Source organism: Actinacidiphila sp. bgisy160, from assembly GCF_965342435.1.
Classification (GTDB): Bacteria; Actinomycetota; Actinomycetes; order Streptomycetales; family Streptomycetaceae; genus Actinacidiphila.
Genome location: NZ_CBDRCM010000007.1, coordinates 1 through 19,117, shown reverse-complemented (window position 1 = coordinate 19,117; position 19,117 = coordinate 1). Strand labels below are relative to the sequence as shown.

Here is a 19,117-nt window from a genome sequence, read left to right as displayed (position 1 = left end):
CGGCGCTCCCCTCACTCGCCGTAGGCCGAGAGGGCCTGGGCGGCGGCGTCGCGGGCGCTGCCGGCCAGATCGGCCGGGGACACGATCCGCCCGTCGCGGCCGAGCCGCAGCGCGAGACGGCGCAGCGAACCGGGGTCGGGGGTGCGCAAAGTGATCCGAAGCCCGCCGTCGGGGAGTTCCTCGGCGAGGTCGTGCGGGTAGTACTCGGCCACCCAGCGGCCGCCGGGGCCGACCTCGATCACGACCTCGGGGTCGTCGCCGGCCGGCTGCACCAGCCCCTGGGACAGGTCGCGCGGCTCGACGCGCGGCGGGTCGCTGGGCGTGTCCAGCAGCCGGATCTCGGCGACCCGGTCCAGCCGGAAGGTGCGCCGGTCCTCCGACAGGTAGCACCAGCCCTCGAAGTAGGTGTGGCCGACCGCGAACAGGCGGATCGGGTCGACCTCGCGTTCGGTGAGCTCGTCCCGGGACGGCGAGTAGTAGCGGATCCACAGCCGGCGCCGCTCCGCGATGGCGCGGTCGACGTCGGCGAAGACGCTGCCCTCGGACTCGAAGGTGACCGACAGCCGGGACGAGGCGCCGGCGGCCTCTCCGGCCGCGCCCTCGATCTTCGCGGTGGCGCGCAGCAGCGCCTGCCGGTCGCTGTCCCGCAGCCCGGGCAGGTTGGCGACGGCGCGGGCGGCGACCAGCAGCGCGGCGGCCTCGTCGGCCGCCAGCCGCAGCGGCTGCGCGACGTCGTCCACGTTGTGCCACCAGATCCGCTCGCCGTCGGTGTCGATGTCGAGCAGGTCGCCGCCCCGGAAGCTCGTGCCGCACAACGGCAGCACGTTCAGGTCGCCGATCAGCTCGGCCTCGGTCACCCCGAAGGCGCGGGCCACATCGCTCACGCGGGCGCCGGGGCGCTCGCGCAGATACGTCACCAGGGACAGCATCCGGCGCGTCTGGTCGATCGCGTTGGCCATCTCTCCGTACTCCCCCGCTCAGCCCTTGGCGACGGCGCGCAGCCGGTCCACGACGTCGGCCCGCAGCTCGTCGGGCCCCAGTACGACCACGTCCGGGCCGAACTCCACCAGCCAGGCGTCCAGTCCGTGCCCGTACGGGATCTCCAGCTCGTCCCAGTCGGCGTCGACCGGAAGTGTCTCCACCGCCCGGGCCCGCAGCGGGTACCCCGAATCGCGGCGCAGCCGGATCCTGGCGGTCGCGGTCGCGCCCTCGCCGGCCCAGCTGGCGACGGCGGCGCGCACGTCGACGTGGTCGGGCACCTCGGTGGTGAAGGCGCCGCCGCGGCTGCGGACCCGGCCGGTGATCCGGGAGAGCCGGAAGACCCGCACGGCGGACCGGTCGCGGTCCCAGCCGGCCAGGTACCAGTGGCCGCGCCAGCACTCCAGCGCCCAGGGCTCGACCTGGCGGGGCTCGGGGCGCACCGCGTTGGCCTTGCGGTAGTCGAAGGAGACGGGGCGGCGCTCGCGGGCGGCGACCATCAGCGGCTCGAACGCCGGCTCGGGGGTGGGGATGCGGGGCTCCAGGGCGCTGTGCCCCGCCGCCTCCCGCACGCCGTCGTCACCCTCGTCGTGGAAGGGCACGCCGGCGGCCCGTAGTTTCTGCAGTGCGCCGCTGGCGGCCTCGGCGAAGCGCGCCTGCTGCCACACCTTCGCGGCCAGACTCAGCGCCGCGGCCTCCTCGGCGTCCAGGGCGATCTCGGGAAGTCGGTTGCGGTCGCGGCGGGCGAGATAGCCGATCTCACCGTCGAGGCTCTCCACCGTCTCGATGACCATGCCGAGCTCGCGCAGATCGTCCTTGTCCCGCTCGAACATGCGGTTGAAGGCCTCGTCGGAGCCGATCTCGTGGTACGCCTCGATGGACGCGCGCAGCTCCCGCTTGCTGACCGGGCGCCGGGTGTTCATCAGGCACAGCGCCAGGTTCATCAGCCGCTCGGCCTTGGCAATCGCCACTCGAAGCAACCTTCTTCCGTGTTCAGCTCTCCGTCGAGACCCTATCGCGGCCGGGCCGCGCGGCTGAAGCGAAGGCCGGTTCCGGTGCCGGTCCCCCGCGGGCCCGGGCACGACGGAGCCCCCGCCGGGCCGGCGGTGCCGGTCGGCGGGGGCTCCGGGGCGTGGTCGGGCCGGACGGGCCGGTCAGACGGACAGCAGGTCCACCACGAAGATCAGCGTCTCGCCCGGCTTGATGAGCGGGCTCGGGCTCTGGTTGCCGTAGGCGAGGTGCGCGGGGATGGTCAGCTCGCGACGACCGCCGACCCTCATGCCCTGCACGCCCTGGTCCCAGCCCTTGATGACCCGGCCACCACCCAGCGGGAAGGTGAAGGGCGAGTTGCGGTTCCAGCTCGCGTCGAACTCCTCGCCGGTGCTGAAGGCGACACCGACGTAGTGGACGGTGACGTTCTGGCCCGCCTTCGCCTCGGCGCCCTCGCCCTCCCAGATGTCCCTGATCACCAGTTCGGCAGGCGGCTCGCCGCCGGGGAAGTCGATCTCGGGCTTCTCGATGCTCACGTACGTGCTCCTAAAGAGGTGCGGACAACCTGCCTAGTCTTACATCACCGCGAGGATGTCGAGGCTGAACACCAGCGTGGACTTGGCCGGGATGCCCGGCTGCGCCTTGTCGCCGTAGCCGAGGTCCGGCGGCACCACGAGCATCACGCGGCTGCCGACCTTCTTGCCCACGAGTCCCTCCTGCCAGCCCTTGATCAGCTGCTGCAGCGGGAACTGGGCCAACTGGCCGTTCTTGTAGCTGGAGTCGAACTCCTTGCCGCCGTCCCACACCACGCCCTTGTACTGCAGCAGCAGGGTGTCGGTGGGCTTGACCGCCGCGCCGTCGCCCTCCAGCACGTAGTTGGCGACCAGCTTCGCCGGGGCGGCCGTCCTGGGCACCTCGATGGAGGGCGCCTTGCCGTCGGTGTTGGTGCCGACCTTGGGCAGCTTGGCGTCGTTCTGCGGGACCGCCTTGCCCTTGGCGGAGCTCTTGGCGCTGAAGGTGTCGACCACGTCGACGACGAACACCAGCGTGTCGGTGCCCTTGATGCCGGCGTCCGGCTGGCCCTGCTCGCCGTAGCCCAGGTTCGGGGGGATCGCCAGCTCGACCCGGTCGCCGACCTTCTTGCCCACCAGGGCCTTGTCCCAGCCCGGGATGACTCGTCCGACGCCGATCGGGAAGATGGCCGGCGCACCCCGGTCCCAGGAGTTGTCGAAGACCTTGGCCGTGTCCCAGATCTGGCCGAGGTAGTTCGCCTGGAGGTAGTCACCCGCGGCGACGGTGGCGCCGTTGCCCTGGATCAGCGTCTTGACCGCCAGGTCCTTGCTCGGCCGACCCGGACCCTTGGCGACGGTCGGCTTCTCGCCGAACTTCGTACCGGCCGTGACGTCCGGAAGCGGACCCTCCACGATCTTCACCGACGCGGACGCGGAACCCGACGGGCTGACGCTGGTCGCGGACTTGCCGGACTTGTCGTCACCGCAGCCGGCGAGGGTGAGCAGGCCGGCAGGGACGGCGAAGAGAAGAGAGCGTCGGCGCACGGGGATCCCCATCAGGTCGATCTTGCGTTGTCGGGCGTGCGCGCCACTCTACGGCGTGCGCGGGGCCCGGTACGAACACCTACGGGGCCCCCGCGTCGTCCACGCCACCGCCGCTACATGCCGGCGATGAGCTTCTCCACCCGGTCGTCCACCGACCGGAACGGGTCCTTGCACAGCACGGTGCGCTGCGCCTGGTCGTTGAGCTTCAGGTGCACCCAGTCGACGGTGAAGTCGCGCCGCTGCTCCTGGGCGCGGCGGATGAAGTCGCCGCGCAGCCGCGCCCGCGTCGTCTGCGGGGGCACGGACTTGGCCTCGAAGATCTTCAGGTCGTTGCAGATCCGCTTGGCCTGACCCCGCTTCTCCAGCAGGTAGTACAACCCGCGGCGGCGGTGGATGTCGTGGTACGCGAGGTCTATCTGCGCGATGCGCGGGTGCGACATCGTGATGTTGTCCCGCGCCCGGTAACGCTCGATCAGGCGGTACTTCATCACCCAGTCGATCTCGGTGCCGATCTTGTCCAGGTCACCGCTGGCGATCGACTCCAGGGCCCGGCCCCACAGTTCGAGGACCTGCTCGATGACACCGCTGCGGATGCCGCGCCGGTCGCAGAAGTCCACCGCCTTGGAGTAGTACTCCTCCTGGATCTCCAGGGCCGAGGCCTCCCGGCCCGAGGCGAGACGGACCTTGCGCTGGCCCGTTATGTCGTGCGACACCTCGCGGATCGCCCGGATCGGGTTCTCCAGCGTCAGGTCCCGCATCACGGTGCCCGCCTCGATCATGCGCAGCACCAGGTCGGTCGCGCCGACCTTCAGCAGCATGGTCGTCTCGGACATGTTGGAGTCACCCACGATGACGTGCAGCCGCCGGTAGCGCTCGGCGTCCGCGTGCGGCTCGTCCCGGGTGTTGATGATCGGCCGGGAACGGGTCGTCGCGGAACTGACGCCCTCCCAGATGTGCTCCGCGCGCTGGCTGACGCAGTAGACCGCGCCACGCGGGGTCTGCAGCACCTTTCCGGCGCCGCACAGCAGCTGCCGGGTGACCAGGAACGGGATGAGGATGTCCGCGAGGCGGGAGAACTCCCCGTGCCGGGCGACGAGGTAGTTCTCGTGGCACCCGTAGGAGTTCCCGGCGGAGTCGGTGTTGTTCTTGAAGAGGTAGACGTCGCCCGCGATGCCCTCCTCGTGCAGGCGCCGTTCGGCGTCCACCAGGAGGCCCTCGAGGATGCGCTCCCCCGCCTTGTCGTGGGTGACCAGTTCCGTCACGTTGTCGCACTCGGGAGTGGCGTACTCCGGGTGCGAACCCACGTCGAGGTAGAGACGGGCGCCGTTGCGGAGGAAGACGTTGCTGCTGCGACCCCATGACACGACACGGCGGAAGAGGTACCGCGCCACCTCGTCAGGGGACAGACGCCGCTGTCCCCTGAACGTGCACGTGACACCGTACTCGTTCTCCAGCCCGAAAATGCGGCGGTCCATGATGAGACCTTACGCCTGATGCGTGGACCTCAAACCGGGTTCGACCACGGCGATTCGATCTTTTTCCGTCCCGGTTGCCGGCTCCGGTGGCGTGAGGTAGCGCCCACTGGCCAGCAGGACCACCAGCGCCACCACCCCGCCGGCCCCCGCCACGCCGAAGGCCGCCGCCGCCCCACCGTACTGCGCGGCCGGCCCCGCGGCCGCCGTCCCCACCGCCGCGCCCACCCCGAACGTCGTGACGATCCATGAGAACGCCTCCGTCACCGTGCCCACCGGGGCGTGCCGGTCGACCACCACGAACGCGCAGGCCAGCGAGGGCGCGAGGAACAGCCCCGCCAGCACCGCGAGGCCGGACATCAACGCGACACCCGGCGCCAGCGCCAGCGGCAGGTAGCACACGGCCAGTCCCGCCATCAGCAGCCGCAGCCGCCGCTCCGGCACCCCGCCCCACTGCCGCGCCCCGTAGACCACCCCGCCCGCCAGCGCCCCGGCGCCGATCCCCGACAGCACATAACTGGACACCATCCCGCCGCCGTACTCGTCGGCGTACGCCACCGCCGCCACCGCGATCGAGCCCAGCGCCAGCCCCACGAAGAAGAACGAACCGACCAGCGCCCGCAGGCCCGGCGCGCGCAGCGGCCCCAGCCAGTCCGGAGTACGCGGCCGCGTGCGCCACGCCCTCGACGGCGGCGCCGTGACCACGCTCAGCGCGCCCGCCACACCCACCGCCGCGATCCACAGCAACGCCGCCGACTCCGAGAACGCCGCCACCAGCAGCGTCACCAGCAGCGGCCCGACCGCGAACATGACCTCCTGCGCGGCCGCGTCCAGCGCGTAGGCGGCGTGGATCCGGTCCTCACCCTTGAGCACGCTCGGCCACAGCGCCCGCAGCCCGCCCTCCAGCGGCGGGGTGAAGAAACCCGCCACGAGCATCGCGGCGTACGCCAACGGCAGCGGACGGGGCCCGGAGAGGGCGAAGACTGCCATGCCCGCGGCCGAGACCACCGCCGCCGGGAACATCACCCTCGGCTGCCCCAGGCGGTCCACCGCCCGGCCCAGCAGCGGCTGCCCCACGGCGTTGGCGAGGCCGTAGACGGCCGACAGCGCCCCCGCGAGCGCGAAGTCGCCGCCCTGCGCCCGGGTGAGCAGCACGATGCCCAGGGCCGCCGTGGCGTTCGGCAGCCGGCCGATCAGAGTGCCGGACAGCAGCCGCACCGCGTGCCGGGCCCGCAACAGGTCGCCGTAACCGGTCCCCATGGCCGCCCCTTCGCCAGTTGTACGTATAACGTCGTGGGTCATACGTACCATGAGCCCAGCCCACCGGTCCAGCCGCGCACCCCGCGCCGCCACCCGCCCAGCCACCCGAAAAGAGGCCCACGGTGACCGACACAGCGCGCCCGACCTCACGCGACGTCGCACGCGCCGCCGGCGTCTCCCAGGCCACCGTCTCCCTCGTCCTCGGCGACAAATGGCGCGGCCGCGTCTCCGAACGCACCGCCGACACCGTCCGCACCGCCGCCCGCGCCCTCGGCTACCGGCCCAACCTCGCCGCCCGCAACCTCCGCCTCGGCCGCACCCGCACCGCGCTCCTGGTCGTCCCGACCATCACCAACGAATACTTCGCCCGCGTCTACACCGGCGCCGCCCGCGTCGCCGACGCCCACGGCTTCGGCGTCGTCCTCTACCCCTCCCCCGAAGGCGTCGGCCCCGCCCGCGACCCCTTCGGCTCCGCCCGCGCCGCCCTCGACGGCATCATCGCCTCCTCCATGGCCGCCGACGCCCTCGCCGCCATCGGCGACGGCGGCCTCCCCCTCGTCATGCTCGACGCCGACCCCGCGGAACCGGGCCCCGCCGCCACCGTCAACCTCGCCATCGCCGACGGCATGCGCCAGATCGCCCGGCACCTCCTCGGCCTCGGCCACCACCCCCGCGACATCGCCCACCTCGCCGCCGACATCGACACCTGGACCTTCCGCGAACGCGCCCAGTCCCTCACCGGCACCCTCGGCACCACCCCGCCCGCCGAACGCTCCCCACTCACCTACGAGGACGCCCGCCACGCCACCGAACGCCTCCTCGCCCGCCCCGGGACCCCACCCACCGCCATCGTCTGCGACGACGACGTCCTCGCCGTCGGCGCCTGCAAGGCACTGCGCCGCCACGGACTACGCGTCCCCACCGACATCTCCGTCACCGGCTACGACGACTCCGCCCTCGCCACCGCCGTCGAACCCGAACTCACCACCGTCGCCCTCCCCGCCGACGCCGTCGGCGCCCACGGCATGACCGCACTCCTCGACACCCTCGCCGGCCACCCCGCCACCGGCACCGAACTCCCCGTCCGCCTCGTCGTACGCGGCTCCACCGCCCCACCACGCCACCCCTGAAAAAACCGACGCCCCGGCCGCCGGAAAGGCGACCGAGGCGTCGGGAACGGGCCGGAACCCGTCACACGTCCTCGTCAAGCTCCGGAAGATCGTCATCCCCCTCGGCCGCGGCAGCCGGCGAAGCCGGCTTCTCCGCCTTCTCCACCGAGGGCGGAGCCCCCTCCGCCTCCAGCAACCGCGACAACTGCCGGCCCAGGATCCGCTTGAACTTACGCTGCTGCGGCCGCGTGCGGTCCAGCACCGCGACCTCCAGCTGCTCCGCCGTGAGCTGCCGGTCACCACCGTTGGTGTCGCGGCTCAACGACTCCACCGCCAGCTTCAGCGCCTCCGCCAGCGTCATACCGTCACGATGCCGCTGATCCAGATAACTGCCGATCTGATCCGAGTTGCCACCGACCGCCACCGCACCATGCTCGTCGACGATCGAACCATCGTGCGGCAGCCGGTAGATCTGGTCCTCCGAGGAGTCCGCACCCACCTCCGCGACGATCAACTCCACCTCGTAGGGCTTCTCCCCCACACTCGAGAAGATCGTGCCGAGCGTCTGCGCGTACACGTTCGCCAGTCCGCGCGCCGTCACATCGTCCCGGTCATAGGTGTAACCCCGCAGATCGGCATAGCGCACCCCGCCGATCCGCAGATTCTCGAACTCGTTGTACTTCCCCACCGCCGCGAAGGCGATCCGGTCGTAGATCTCACTGACCTTGTGCAGGGCACGGGACGGGTTCTCGGCGATGAAGACGATGCCGTCGGTGTACTGCAGCACGACGACGCTGCGCCCGCGCGCGATGCCCTTGCGGGCGAACTCGGCACGGTCGGCCATGGCCTGCTGGGGTGAGACATAGAACGGCGTCGACACCGGCTATCCGTCCCTTTCTGTCAGTAGCGAGTGCATCTCGGACGACCGTGTCACAGCAGCTCGGCCCGCGGGCCGTCCGGCAGCTCCAGCCGCCGCTCGTGGACGGCCCGGACGATCTCCGACGTCTCGGCCTCGGTCAGCTTGCGGAAGCCCTCGTCGGTGATCACCGTCACGATCGGGTAGATCCGCCGCCCCAGATCCGGGCCACCGGTCGCCGAGTCGTCGTCCGCCGCGTCGTACAGCGCCTGGATCACCAGGGTCACCGTCTGCGACTCCGTGAGGTCCGGCTTGTACAGCTTCTTCATCGAACCCCGCGCGAACACCGAGCCCGAACCGGTCGCCGCGAAACCGTGCTCCTCGGAACGGCCGCCCGTCACGTCGTACGAGAAGATCCGCCCCTTCTCCCGGTCCGTGTCGTAGCCGGCGAACAGCGGCACCACCGCCAGCCCCTGCAGCGCCATCCCCAGGTTCCCCCGGATCATGGTCGACAGGCGGTTCGCCTTGCCCTCCAGCGAGAGCGTCGCGCCCTCGATCTTCTCGTAGTGCTCCAGCTCCAGCTGGAACAGCTTCACCATCTCCACCGCCAGGCCCGCCGTGCCCGCGATGCCGACCGCCGAGTACTCGTCGGCCGGGAAGACCTTCTCGATGTCCCGCTGCGCGATGACATTGCCCATCGTGGCCCGCCGGTCACCGGCGAGCACCACGCCGCCGGGGAAGGCAGCGGCCACGATGGTCGTACCGTGCGGCAGCTCGACGGCCCCCTTCACGGCGGGCAGGGTGCGATTGCCCGGGAGCATCTCCGGCGCGTGCGCCCCCAGGAAGTCCACGAACGAGGACGAGCCAGGCGTCAGGAAGGCAGCTGGTAGACGCCCGGTGCTACGAGTGTTGGCTTCCACACGTTTCCTTCCACGTATGCGGCCGCCCGCCGTATGACGTCGGGCCGATCCTTGAACTGCCCCAGCGCGGCGTTGCAGCTGAAGCACAGTACGCCACGGACCCTACCCGTCCCGTGGTCGTGATCCACATGTTCGGCCGGGGCGTCCAGACAAATACAGCAGATACCGAACTGCTCACTGACCATGGCGTCCCGCTGGGCCTCGGTCATCCCGTACTTGTTTCTGAGGTGCCGCGCCCTGCCCTCCACCGCCCGGCATGCCTTGCAGTACGTGGTCAAGCCGTCAGCCGCACTGCTATTGCGAGTCCACTCGGAGTGCGGCTTGATCTCTCCGCACCGTGGACAACGCTTGTGACCCAACGGCACGTCATGCTTCTCGCGAACAGTGCGCCCCAGGGCCTCCTGGCGCTGCCGGTAGTACTCCGCTGAGCACTCCCGGCAGTACGCCTGGAGCCCGTCCCGCATGGACTTATTGCCGGCGAAGGCTTCCCTCGGCAACATCCGCTTGCATCGCGAGCACTTTTTCGCTTGATGCAATTCGGACATTTAGAGACTACTCGCCGCCTTTTTGAACAAAGCTTCGGACGAAATCCTCGGCATTCTCTTCGAGGACGTCGTCGATCTCGTCCAGCACGGAGTCCACGTCGTCCGACAGCTTCTCGTGCCGCTCCTTGAGGTCCGAGGCCTCCTGCGCGTCCTGCGCGGTCTCCTCGACCTCCTCGGTCGAACGCGTGGCCTTCTGCTGCCCGCCGCCGGTGTCCTTGGTAGCCATGTGTCCCTCACCCCGCTCGGTGTCCATGTCCTACAAGATCAGACCCTACAAGGAGGGTCTGACTTCGGCCCCCGGTATTGCCCAACGTCCGGGGGCCACCCCGATGATTCCCGGTTCGGACGGATTTCAGCCCTGATCAGCCGCCCGACAGGATCCGCACCAGCTCCTCCGCGCTGCGGCAGCGGTCCAGCAGCTCCTTGACGTGGTTGCGGGTGCCCCGCAGCGGCTCCAGCGTGGGGACGCGCTGCAGGGAGTCCCGGCCGGGGAGGTCGAAGATCACGGAGTCCCAGGAGGCCGCCGCGACGTCGTCCGCGTACTGCTCCAGGCAGCGGCCGCGGAAGTAGGCCCGGGTGTCCTCCGGGGGCTTGCTCATGGCCCGTACGACCTCGTCCTCGGTCACCAGGCGCTGGATGCGGCCGCGGGCCTCCAGACGGTTGTAGAGGCCCTTCTCGGGGCGCACGTCGGCGTACTGGAGGTCGACGAGGTGGAGCCGCGCGGCGTCCCAGTCCAGGCAGTCGCGGCGCCGGTAGCCCTCGAGGAGTTCGCGCTTGGCGATCCAGTCCAGTTCGCGGGCGAGGCTCATGGGGTCGCTCTCGAGGCGGTTGAGTACGTCCTCCCAGCGTCCGAGGACGTCCTTGGTCTGCTCGTCGGCGTCGGTGCCGAAGCGGTCCTCGACGTACTTGCGGGCCAGCTCGCAGTACTCCATCTGGAGCTGGACGGCGGTCAGTGTCCGGCCGCTGCGCAGGGTGATCAGCCTGCGCAGCGTGGGGTCGTGGCTGACCTGGTGGAGGGTGCGTACGGGCTGGTCGACGGCGAGGTCGACGTTGATGAACCCGTCCTCGATCATCGACAGGACCAGGGCGGTGGTGCCGAGCTTGAGGTAGGTGGAGATCTCGGAGAGGTTCGCGTCGCCGATGATCACGTGCAGCCGGCGGTACTTCTCGGCGTCGGCGTGGGGCTCGTCGCGGGTGTTGATGATGGGCCGTTTGAGGGTGGTCTCGAGTCCGACCTCGACCTCGAAGTAGTCGGCGCGCTGGCTGATCTGGAAGCCGTGTTCGTGGCCGTCCTGGCCGATTCCGACGCGGCCGGCGCCGGTGACGACCTGGCGGGAGACGAAGAAGGGCGTGAGGTGGCGCACGATGTCCGAGAAGGGGGTCTCCCGCTTCATCAGGTAGTTCTCGTGGGTGCCGTAGGACGCGCCCTTGTTGTCGGTGTTGTTCTTGTAGAGGTGGATGGGCTGGGCGCCGGGGAGCTGGGCGGCGCGCTCGGCGGCCTCGGCCATGATGCGCTCGCCGGCCTTGTCCCACAGGACGGCGTCGCGGGGGTTGGTGACCTCCGGGGCGCTGTACTCGGGGTGGGCGTGGTCGACGTAGAGCCTGGCTCCGTTGGTGAGGATGACATTGGCCAGGCCGATGTCCTCGTCGGTGAGCTGGCTGGAGTCCGCGGCTTCTCGGGCGAGGTCGAAGCCGCGGGCGTCCCGCAGTGGGTTCTCCTCCTCGAAGTCCCAGCGGGCGCGGCGCGCCCGGTGCATCGCCGCCGCGTAGGCGTTGACGACCTGGGACGAGGTGAGCATGGCATTGGCGTTCGGGTGGCCCGGAACGGAGATCCCGTACTCCGTCTCGATGCCCATTACTCGCCGTACGGTCATGCGGCCCTCCTTGCCCGGCTGCGGCCCGTGCTGGGCCGGTCGCTCAAGTACCGCTTCGCGATTGGCCCTCGTGCGATACCGCTGAGCCTAGAACGCGATGGCGGTGGTGGGGAGATCATTACGCGGTTTCCTGGGTGGTGCCGGGGTGAAATGCTCCGGCTGCGGGTGCCCCTGCGTGGGCACCCGCAGCCGGAGGGTGGTCGCGTGTTACAGGTACTGGCCCGTGTTGGCGACGGTGTCGATGGAGCGACCGGTGTCGGCGCCCTGCTTGCCGGTGACGAGGGTGCGGATGAAGACGATCCGCTCGCCCTTCTTGCCGGAGATGCGGGCCCAGTCGTCCGGGTTGGTGGTGTTGGGCAGGTCCTCGTTCTCCTTGAACTCGTCCACGCAGGCGGCGAGCAGGTGGGAGACGCGCAAGCCCCGCTGGTTGTGGTCGAGGAAGGCCTTGATCGCCATCTTCTTGGCCCGGTCCACGATGTTCTGGATCATGGCGCCGGAGTTGAAGTCCTTGAAGTAGAGGACTTCCTTGTCACCGTTGGCGTAGGTGACCTCCAGGAAGCGGTTCTCCTCGGATTCCGAGTACATCCGCTCCACGACCGACTGGATCATGGCGTCGACGGTGGCCGCCGCCGATCCGCCGTGCTCGGAGAGGTCCTCGCCGTGCAGCGGCAGGGTGTCCACGAGGTACTTGGAGAAGATGTCCTTGGCCGCCTCTGCGTCCGGCCGCTCGATCTTGATCTTCACGTCCAGGCGGCCGGGCCGCAGGATCGCGGGGTCGATCATGTCCTCGCGGTTGGAGGCGCCGATGACGATGACGTTCTCCAGGCCTTCGACGCCGTCGATCTCGGCGAGCAGCTGGGGGACGATGGTGTTCTCCACGTCCGAGCTGACGCCGGAGCCGCGGGTCCGGAAGAGGGATTCCATCTCGTCGAAGAAGACGATGACGGGGGTGCCCTCCCCGGCCTTCTCGCGTGCGCGCTGGAAGACCAGCCGGATCTGCCGCTCGGTTTCGCCGACGTACTTGTTGAGCAGCTCGGGACCCTTGATGTTCAGGAAGTAGCTTTTTCCCTGGGGCTGTCCGGTGACTTCGGCGACCTTCTTGGCAAGGGAGTTGGCGACGGCCTTGGCGATGAGCGTCTTGCCGCAGCCGGGGGGGCCGTAGAGGAGCACGCCCTTGGGCGGGCGGAGCTCGTACTCCTTGAACAGCTCGGCGTGCAGGTAGGGCAGTTCGACGGCGTCGCGGATCTGCTCGATCTGGTTGCTGAGGCCGCCGATCTGGCGGTAGTCGATGTCGGGGACCTCTTCGAGGACGAGCTCTTCGACCTCGCTCTTGGGGACCCGTTCGTAGACGTATCCGGAGCGCGGTTCGAGCAGCAGCGCGTCGCCGGCGCGGAGGGTGCCGTCCAGCAGCGGCTCGGCGAGCCGCACCACCCGCTCCTCGTCCGTGTGCCCGATGACCAGGGCCCGCTCGCCGTCCTCGAGGATCTCCTTGAGGGTGACGATGTCTCCGATGCGCTCGAACTCCATGGCCTCGACCACGTTGAGCGCCTCGTTGAGCATGACTTCCTGGCCGCGCCGGAGGTCGTCCAGCTCGACGGACGGGCTGACGTTCACCCGCAGCTTGCGGCCGCCGGTGAAGATGTCGGCCGTTCCGTCGTCGTTCGCCTGCAGGAACACACCGAATCCGGCAGGGGGCTGCGCGAGGCGGTCCACCTCCTCCTTGAGGGCCACGATCTGGTCGCGGGCCTCGCGGAGGGTGTTCGCCAGCCGCTCGTTCTGAGCGGACACGCCTGCCAGGTTGGTCTGCAGCTCGACGATCCGCTCCTCGAGAATCCTCGTGTGCCGCGGAGAGTCGGCGAGCTTACGTCGCAGGACGGCGATCTCCTGCTCAAGAAAGGCGACCTGGCTCATGGGGTCTTCCGATCCACGAGCGGGTCGGCCGCCACGGTTGATGTCGTCGTCGTGGGCCGCCACGGTCCTCACCTCCTCCAAGGGGAGCTGGACGCTTCCAGACCCTACCTGGGCCAGTAGGGGTTGAAACCCCTAGATCACAAAGACGTCCTGGGTGTGTCCGATCTTCACCCTTGCGCACGTCCTCCCGCCAGGGAGATACCCAGCCATCACCATCCGAAAGCGGCCGGTTGTATCGTCGGTTCGGTCAACGCCCGTCATGGGCTGTCCCTTCCCGAACGATGAACGGCAGGCGAGGTACCGGTGAGCGAGGAAGTCGTCGAGGCGCTTGAGGTCTGGATCGATCAGGACCTGTGCACCGGGGACGGCATCTGTGTGCAGTACGCGCCCGAGGTCTTCGAGCTGGACATCGACGGCCTCGCCTACGTGAAGGGCGACGACGCCGAACTCCGTCAGGAACCCGGGGCCACGGTCCCGGTTCCCCTGCCGTTGTTGACCGATGTGGTGGATTCGGCCAGGGACTGCCCTGGCGACTGTATTCATGTGCGTCGGGTTTCGGACAGTGTAGAGCTGTACGGACCCGACGCGGAGTGATCTGTCACACGCTGTTCGCGAGCGCTCCGGGGATCTCGTAGTAGGTGCCGGACCGCCATTCCCAGCTGTAGTCACGCTGCTGGTCGGGGCAGCACCGGGGGACGTCGTCGGTGGAGTAGCCGAGGACGGTGGCCCGCACGGTGCGGCCGTCGATCCGCAGTCCCTTGAAACTGCGCTGCTCCTTGGGGTCGACGAGCGTCTCGACGATGCGCGGGGCGGCGGCCCCCGGGTCCGCGGACAGCACGTACAGGCCACTGGGCGGGGTGCCGGTCTCGGAGTGGCAGCGGACGACGGCGACGGTCTCGGGGCGGCCGTCCCCGTCGAGGTCTCCCGACGCCTGGTCCACGACGTCCACGGGGGCCCCGGCGCATGCCAGAGGGTAGTGGGCGGCGCGGGCGTCCGGGGGCGGCGTGACGGCGGGCGTGGGCTTGCCGGCCTTGGCGTCGGCGGCGGGCCTGCCCGTGGAGGCTCCGGCGGGCTGCACGAGTGCGGCGCTGCCTATGACGGCGGCGATCACCGCGGCGGTCGTGATCCAGTGCACCGAGCGGGCTCGGGTGTGCGGGAGGGCCGGCCCTGCGGATGGCTGCACGCGCCTGTCTCCTGTGGAGTTGGTCGAGCGGGGTGGCCAGCATCGTGCCACAGGTCACGGTCGGTTGGTACGACCGGGGCCCGTGTTTCGGGAGATGTCCGCGGGGTGTGGCGAAGCGCCGCCGCCGGTGTGTCCGGCGGCGGCGCTTCGGGGTCGGGTGGTTACGCTCCGCCGTTGGTCGGCTTTCCGCCGCCCGGGCCGGTGTAGTCCTCGCCGTACGCGCCGGGCGCGGGGCGCCTGCGCCGCACGGGGGGCTCGACGCCGTCGGCGAGACGGCGGGCGGTGAGCAGGAAGCCGGTGTGCCCGATCATGCGGTGGTCGGGGCGTACGGCCAGGCCCTCGATGTGCCAGGTGCGGACCATGGTCTCCCAGGCGGACGGCTCGTTGAACGTGCCGTGCTCGCGGATCGCCTCGACGGTGCGGGCGAGCTGGGTGGTGGTTGCCACGTAGGCGCAGAGGATGCCGCCGGGGACCAGCGCCTTGGAGACGGCCTCCAGGCATTCCCAGGGGGCGAGCATGTCGAGGATGACGCGGTCGACGTCGGTGTCGCTGAGGTTGTCCTGCAGGTCGCCGACGGTGAGCTGCCACGCGGGGTGCGGGCCGCCGAAGTACCGCTCCACGTTCTGGGTGGCGATCTCGGCGAAGTCGGCGCGGCGCTCGTAGGAGTGCAGCATCCCCTGGTCGCCGACGGCGCGCAGCAGGAACATGCTGAGCGAGCCGGAGCCGACGCCCGCCTCCACGACGCGTGCGCCGGGGAAGATGTCGGCCATCGACAGGATCTGCCCGGCGTCCTTGGGGTAGACCACGGCGGCGCCGCGGGGCATGGACAGGACGTAGTCGGGGAGCAGGGGGCGCAGCGCGAGGTAGGCGACGTTTCCCGTGGTACGGACCACACTGCCCTCGGGGGCGCCGATCAGCTCGTCGTGGGGGAAGGAACCCTTGTGGGTGTGGAAGTTCTTCCCGGCCTCGAGCGTGAACGTGTAGTGGCGTCCCTTGGGATCGGTGAGCTGGACCTGGTCCCCGACCTTGAAGGGCCCGCGACGGCGGGCGGCACCGGTCGGTTCGGACATGCCGTTAAGCCTACCGTTCATTTTCAGGGGCTCGGTTCGTCTCCGGGGCGCCCCTTGCACCTGCGGGGGCACCTCCCAGCCGCCAGGCTGGGAGGAGGTCGACCATGCTCGGCTCCTCGTCCCTCGGAGCGTCCGCGTGCTCTCCCTTTCGACAGGCGCGCGCCCCTTCGGCTCACTCGCGGGGCGTGCGTGGGCGCCGTCCATGCCTACCGGGCGAGCGCGGACGCCAACGATTCGCGCCGGTGCACATCCGGTTGCTGCTCGGCGAGTGAGCCGAAGGGGCGCGGACGGTGTCGAAAGGGTGGGGGCACCGCCCGGCGGTAGCCGGGGGAGCGCGGAGGTCGCGAGGAACGAGTGACCGAGCACGGTCGACCGTCGACACCGTCTTGAGCGCCCCGGAGGCGAACCGAGCCTTTGAAAAAAGGGGCGCCCCGGAGGCGAACCGAGCCCTTAAGAAGGCCTGGCCATGGCTGCGAGGAAGGCCTTCTCGACGTCGGCGGTGGACAGGACGCCGTAGACCTCGCCGGAGTTCTCGATGACGAGGTACTCCGTGGCGGGGGTGGCACGCAGGGTGTCGAGGAGGTCCTCGCCGGCGAGTTCCGCGGAGACCTTCATGCCGGGCTTGATGTCCTGGGCGAGGCCGGAGACGGCGACCCAGGGTCGGCGGTGCTCGGGGACGCCGACGATGGCGGCCTCGCGGACGACCGCGGTGGGGGCGCCCTGGCCGTCGACGACGACGAGGGCGCGGGCGCCGGCCTCGTTGGCCCGGCGCAGGGCCTCGGACAGCGGGGTGTCGGAGGTCACCGGGAGGGCGCGCCGGGTGAGGGTACGGGCCTGCAGTTCGGGCAGGTGCTCGCGCAGGCGCGCCATGCGCAGGCTGTTGCCGGCGCCGGTCCAGATGATGGCGGCGAGGATGGCCGCGAGCAGCGCGTCGGTGAGGGAGTCGAAGCCCGTGGCGCCCTCGCCGCCGTCGCTCATGCCGCCCGCGTAGGACAGCAGGGGCAGGCCGACGAGGACGGCGATGGCCAGGGCGCGGCCGGTCCAGGCGGCGGCGATGGTGCCGGTCATGGCCTTGCCGCTGAGCTTCCAGATGACGGCGCGGAGCATCCGGCCGCCGTCGAGCGGGAGGCCGGGGAGCAGGTTGAAGACGGCCACGAGCAGGTTGCTGATCATGAGTCCGGCGAGCAGGACGCCGGGCACGGTGTCGGGGTCGACGCCGTACATGCCGAGGTAGAAGACGCCCGCGAGGACGAGGGAGAGCAGCGGGCCGACGAAGGCGAGGACGAATTCACGCCCGGGGGTCTCGGACTCCTTCTCGATCTCGGAGACGCCGCCGAAGAACTGCAGCTGGATGCGGCGCACGGGCAGGTCGAAGCGGAGTGCCGCGACGGTGTGGGCGAGTTCGTGGACGAGCACGGAGGCGTAGAAGGCGACCGCGAAGAAGAGCGAGACGAGGTAGCGGGCGCCGCCGAGCCCGGGCAGGACGCGGTCGAGCTGCCCGCCGAACACCCAGGTGATGAGGGCCGCGACGAGGAACCAGCTGGGCGCGACGTAGACGGGCACGCCGAAGAAGCGGCCCATGAGGATGCCGCCGCCGGGACCCGGGGGACGTTTGGCGGGCCCGTCGTCGGGTCCGGGAGTCCTCGCGCCGCCCGGCGGCGGCTGCTGGCTCTCGCTCACTGGTTCCCCTCATGTCGCTGACGCTCCGACGTCGATGGTATTGCCCGGTTGCGGGGACCCGACACCGGCTGTCGGTGCCACCCCGTAGGGTCCTGCCATGGGCACCACCACCGAAGCCGTTCCTCCGAGGCCGCCGTCATCCCTCTCGCCGTCGCGCGCCGCCGACTTCATGCGCTGCCCGCTGCTGTACCGGCTGCGGGTGATCGACAAGTTGCCGGAGAAGCCGAGCCAGGCCGCCACCCGGGGCACCGTGGTGCACGCGGTGCTGGAGCGTCTCTTCGACGTGCCGGCGGCGGAGCGGACGGCAGACCGGGCCCGGGGGATGGTGCCGGGACAGTGGCAGCGGCTGCTGGAGGAGCGTCCGGAGCTGTCGGAGCTGTTCACCGCGGCTGACGGGCCGGGGCTCGCGGAGTGGCTGGAGGAGGCGGCCCGGCTGGTCGAGCGGTGGTTCTCGCTGGAGGACCCGACGCGGCTGGAGCCGGCCGAGCGCGAGCTGTACGTGGAGACGGAGCTGGAGTCCGGGCTGACGTTGCGCGGTTACATCGACCGTCTGGACGTCGCGCCGGCCTCGGGCGACCTGCGCGTGGTGGACTACAAGACCGGCAAGGCGCCGCGCCCGGAGTACGCGGACGAGGCGCTGTTCCAGATGAAGTTCTACGCGCTGGTGCTGTGGCGGCTGCGGGGCGTGGTGCCGCGCCGGCTGCAGCTGGTCTACCTGGGCAGCGGTGAGGTGCTGACGTACGACCCGTCGGAGGGTGAGCTGCGGGCGGTGGCCCGGAAGCTGGAGGCGCTGTGGGAGGCGATCACGCGGGCGACGGAGTCGGGTGACTGGCGGCCGCGGCCGAGCCGTTTGTGCGACTGGTGCGACCACCAGGCGGTGTGCCCCTCTTTCGGGGGGACTCCCCCACCGTATCCGCTGCCCGTCGTGGGGAAGAATGGGGAGTCCTGAGGGCGAAGGAGATCTTGTGGCTATTCGCGTCCTGTTGGTGGACGACCAGCCGCTGCTGCGCACGGGCTTCCGGATGATCCTGGAGGCCGAGGGCGATCTGGCGGTGGTCGGCGAGGCGGGGGACGGCCAGCAGGCCCTGGAGCAGGTGCGGGCGCTGCAGCCCGATGTGGTGCTGATGGACATCCGCATGCCGCGGATGGACGGGGTGGAGGCGACCCGGCAGATCACCGGGCCGGGCCGGGACGGTCCGGCGAAGGTGCTGGTGCTGACCACGTTCGATCTCGACGAGTACGTGGTGGAGGCGCTGCGTGCGGGTGCGAGCGGTTTCCTGCTGAAGGACGCTCCGGCGCACGAGCTGGTGCAGGCGATCCGGGTGGTCGCGGCGGGTGAGGCGATGCTCGCACCGAGCATCACGCGGCGGCTGCTGGACAAGTACGCGGGGCGGCTGCCGTCGGGGGAGGAGCCGGTGCCGCAGGCGCTGCACACTCTCACCGAACGGGAGGTCGAGGTGCTGAAGCTGGTGGCGCGGGGGCTGTCGAACGCGGAGATCGCCGCGGAGCTGTTCGTGAGTGAGACGACGGTGAAGACCCATGTGGGGCATGTGCTGACGAAGCTGGCGCTGCGCGACCGGGTGCAGGCGGCGGTATACGCGTACGAGAGTGGACTGGTGCGCCCCGGGGCGCAGTAGCCCCCCGGGGCGTTCTCGTCCGGACGTGGTCCGGGCCGGCCGGCCCGGCCCGGGTGCCCGCTAGGAGGTCTTGACG

Annotated in this window: 19 protein-coding genes; 4 read left to right on the top strand and 15 right to left on the bottom strand. The window is 70.4% G+C overall.

Annotation, left to right across the window (positions count from 1 at the left end; genetic code table 11):
- Window positions 1–11: 11 nt before the first annotated feature.
- From ACRWNP_RS08760 to ACRWNP_RS08735, 6 genes are all read right to left on the bottom strand, one after another.
- Window positions 12–959, bottom strand: a complete 948-nt coding sequence (locus ACRWNP_RS08760; RefSeq protein WP_431960467.1) for a helix-turn-helix transcriptional regulator — start codon at window positions 957–959, stop codon at window positions 12–14.
- A gap of 18 nt (window positions 960–977) precedes the next feature.
- On the bottom strand, window positions 978–1,949 hold the full coding sequence (locus ACRWNP_RS08755; RefSeq protein WP_431960466.1) for a helix-turn-helix transcriptional regulator: 972 nt from the start codon (window positions 1,947–1,949) through the stop codon (window positions 978–980).
- Between the two features lie 183 nt (window positions 1,950–2,132).
- Entirely contained in the window at window positions 2,133–2,504 is a 372-nt protein-coding gene (locus tag ACRWNP_RS08750; RefSeq protein ID WP_431960465.1) for an FKBP-type peptidyl-prolyl cis-trans isomerase, read from the bottom strand.
- Window positions 2,505–2,543: 39 nt separating this feature from the next.
- Entirely contained in the window at window positions 2,544–3,524 is a 981-nt protein-coding gene (locus ACRWNP_RS08745) for an FKBP-type peptidyl-prolyl cis-trans isomerase (RefSeq protein ID WP_431960631.1), read from the bottom strand.
- A gap of 113 nt (window positions 3,525–3,637) precedes the next feature.
- Window positions 3,638–4,999: a Pup--protein ligase gene (pafA, locus tag ACRWNP_RS08740; protein WP_431960464.1), complete on the bottom strand. Its 1,362-nt coding sequence runs from the start codon at window positions 4,997–4,999 to the stop codon at window positions 3,638–3,640.
- Window positions 5,000–5,008: 9 nt separating this feature from the next.
- A complete protein-coding gene (locus ACRWNP_RS08735; protein WP_431960463.1) occupies window positions 5,009–6,256 on the bottom strand; it encodes an MFS transporter in 1,248 nt (415 codons plus the stop codon).
- 122 nt (window positions 6,257–6,378) lie between these two features.
- Between ACRWNP_RS08735 and ACRWNP_RS08730 the strand changes: the two genes are divergently transcribed.
- The gene (locus ACRWNP_RS08730) at window positions 6,379–7,386 is read left to right on the top strand and encodes a LacI family DNA-binding transcriptional regulator (RefSeq protein ID WP_431960462.1); all 1,008 of its coding nucleotides are present in this window, start codon (window positions 6,379–6,381) and stop codon (window positions 7,384–7,386) included.
- A gap of 61 nt (window positions 7,387–7,447) precedes the next feature.
- On the opposite strand, the gene prcA is transcribed toward ACRWNP_RS08730, so the two are convergent.
- The 6 genes from prcA to arc form a co-directional block, all read right to left on the bottom strand.
- Window positions 7,448–8,245 carry a proteasome subunit alpha gene (gene prcA, locus ACRWNP_RS08725; RefSeq protein WP_431960461.1) on the bottom strand — a complete coding sequence of 266 codons (798 nt, stop codon included), beginning with the start codon at window positions 8,243–8,245 and terminating at the stop codon, window positions 7,448–7,450.
- A gap of 50 nt (window positions 8,246–8,295) precedes the next feature.
- Window positions 8,296–9,141, bottom strand: coding sequence for a proteasome subunit beta (gene prcB, locus ACRWNP_RS08720; RefSeq protein WP_431960460.1), 846 nt, complete (start codon window positions 9,139–9,141; stop codon window positions 8,296–8,298).
- Entirely contained in the window at window positions 9,093–9,326 is a 234-nt protein-coding gene (locus tag ACRWNP_RS08715) for an endonuclease VII domain-containing protein (protein ID WP_431960630.1), read from the bottom strand. The genes prcB and ACRWNP_RS08715 overlap by 49 nt, the downstream gene beginning before the upstream one ends.
- Window positions 9,327–9,693: 367 nt before the next feature.
- Window positions 9,694–9,912: a ubiquitin-like protein Pup gene (locus ACRWNP_RS08710; RefSeq protein WP_319133659.1), complete on the bottom strand. Its 219-nt coding sequence runs from the start codon at window positions 9,910–9,912 to the stop codon at window positions 9,694–9,696.
- Between the two features lie 136 nt (window positions 9,913–10,048).
- The gene (gene dop / locus ACRWNP_RS08705) at window positions 10,049–11,560 is read right to left on the bottom strand and encodes a depupylase/deamidase Dop (protein ID WP_431960459.1); all 1,512 of its coding nucleotides are present in this window, start codon (window positions 11,558–11,560) and stop codon (window positions 10,049–10,051) included.
- Window positions 11,561–11,767: 207 nt separating this feature from the next.
- A complete protein-coding gene (gene arc, locus ACRWNP_RS08700; RefSeq protein WP_431960458.1) occupies window positions 11,768–13,534 on the bottom strand; it encodes a proteasome ATPase in 1,767 nt (588 codons plus the stop codon).
- 240 nt (window positions 13,535–13,774) lie between these two features.
- Here arc and ACRWNP_RS08695 point away from each other — a divergent pair, with 240 nt between their 5' ends.
- Window positions 13,775–14,065, top strand: coding sequence for a ferredoxin (locus tag ACRWNP_RS08695; protein ID WP_431952179.1), 291 nt, complete (start codon window positions 13,775–13,777; stop codon window positions 14,063–14,065).
- Window positions 14,066–14,069: 4 nt separating this feature from the next.
- On the opposite strand, the gene ACRWNP_RS08690 is transcribed toward ACRWNP_RS08695, so the two are convergent.
- The 3 genes from ACRWNP_RS08690 to ACRWNP_RS08680 all read right to left on the bottom strand — a co-directional run bounded on the left by ACRWNP_RS08690 (window position 14,070) and on the right by ACRWNP_RS08680 (window position 17,404).
- A complete protein-coding gene (locus ACRWNP_RS08690; RefSeq protein ID WP_431960457.1) occupies window positions 14,070–14,654 on the bottom strand; it encodes a hypothetical protein in 585 nt (194 codons plus the stop codon).
- Between the two features lie 161 nt (window positions 14,655–14,815).
- Window positions 14,816–15,724, bottom strand: coding sequence for a tRNA (adenine-N1)-methyltransferase (locus tag ACRWNP_RS08685; protein WP_431960456.1), 909 nt, complete (start codon window positions 15,722–15,724; stop codon window positions 14,816–14,818).
- A 450-nt stretch (window positions 15,725–16,174) separates the two neighbouring features.
- Window positions 16,175–17,404 (bottom strand): site-2 protease family protein, encoded by a 1,230-nt coding sequence (locus ACRWNP_RS08680; protein WP_431960455.1) that lies wholly within the window; start codon window positions 17,402–17,404, stop codon window positions 16,175–16,177.
- Between the two features lie 97 nt (window positions 17,405–17,501).
- Here ACRWNP_RS08680 and ACRWNP_RS08675 point away from each other — a divergent pair, with 97 nt between their 5' ends.
- Both ACRWNP_RS08675 and ACRWNP_RS08670 read left to right on the top strand, forming a co-directional pair.
- A complete protein-coding gene (locus ACRWNP_RS08675) occupies window positions 17,502–18,353 on the top strand; it encodes a RecB family exonuclease (protein WP_431960454.1) in 852 nt (283 codons plus the stop codon).
- A 16-nt stretch (window positions 18,354–18,369) separates the two neighbouring features.
- On the top strand, window positions 18,370–19,041 hold the full coding sequence (locus ACRWNP_RS08670) for a response regulator (protein WP_431960453.1): 672 nt from the start codon (window positions 18,370–18,372) through the stop codon (window positions 19,039–19,041).
- Window positions 19,042–19,117: the final 76 nt, after the last annotated feature.

What these genes read in the sequence shown, in the direction of transcription:
- ACRWNP_RS08715 (WP_431960630.1), bottom strand. Translation starts at nt 9,326, where the DNA reads ATGGTCAGTGAGCAGTTCGGTATCTGCTGTATTTGTCTGGACGCCCCG.
- ACRWNP_RS08685 (WP_431960456.1), bottom strand. Translation starts at nt 15,724, where the DNA reads ATGTCCGAACCGACCGGTGCCGCCCGCCGTCGCGGGCCCTTCAAGGTC.
- pafA (WP_431960464.1), bottom strand. Translation starts at nt 4,999, where the DNA reads ATGGACCGCCGCATTTTCGGGCTGGAGAACGAGTACGGTGTCACGTGC.
- ACRWNP_RS08760 (WP_431960467.1), bottom strand. Translation starts at nt 959, where the DNA reads ATGGCCAACGCGATCGACCAGACGCGCCGGATGCTGTCCCTGGTGACG.
- dop (WP_431960459.1), bottom strand. Translation starts at nt 11,560, where the DNA reads ATGACCGTACGGCGAGTAATGGGCATCGAGACGGAGTACGGGATCTCC.
- ACRWNP_RS08675 (WP_431960454.1), top strand. Translation starts at nt 17,502, where the DNA reads ATGGGCACCACCACCGAAGCCGTTCCTCCGAGGCCGCCGTCATCCCTC.
- ACRWNP_RS08735 (WP_431960463.1), bottom strand. Translation starts at nt 6,256, where the DNA reads ATGGGGACCGGTTACGGCGACCTGTTGCGGGCCCGGCACGCGGTGCGG.
- ACRWNP_RS08710 (WP_319133659.1), bottom strand. Translation starts at nt 9,912, where the DNA reads ATGGCTACCAAGGACACCGGCGGCGGGCAGCAGAAGGCCACGCGTTCG.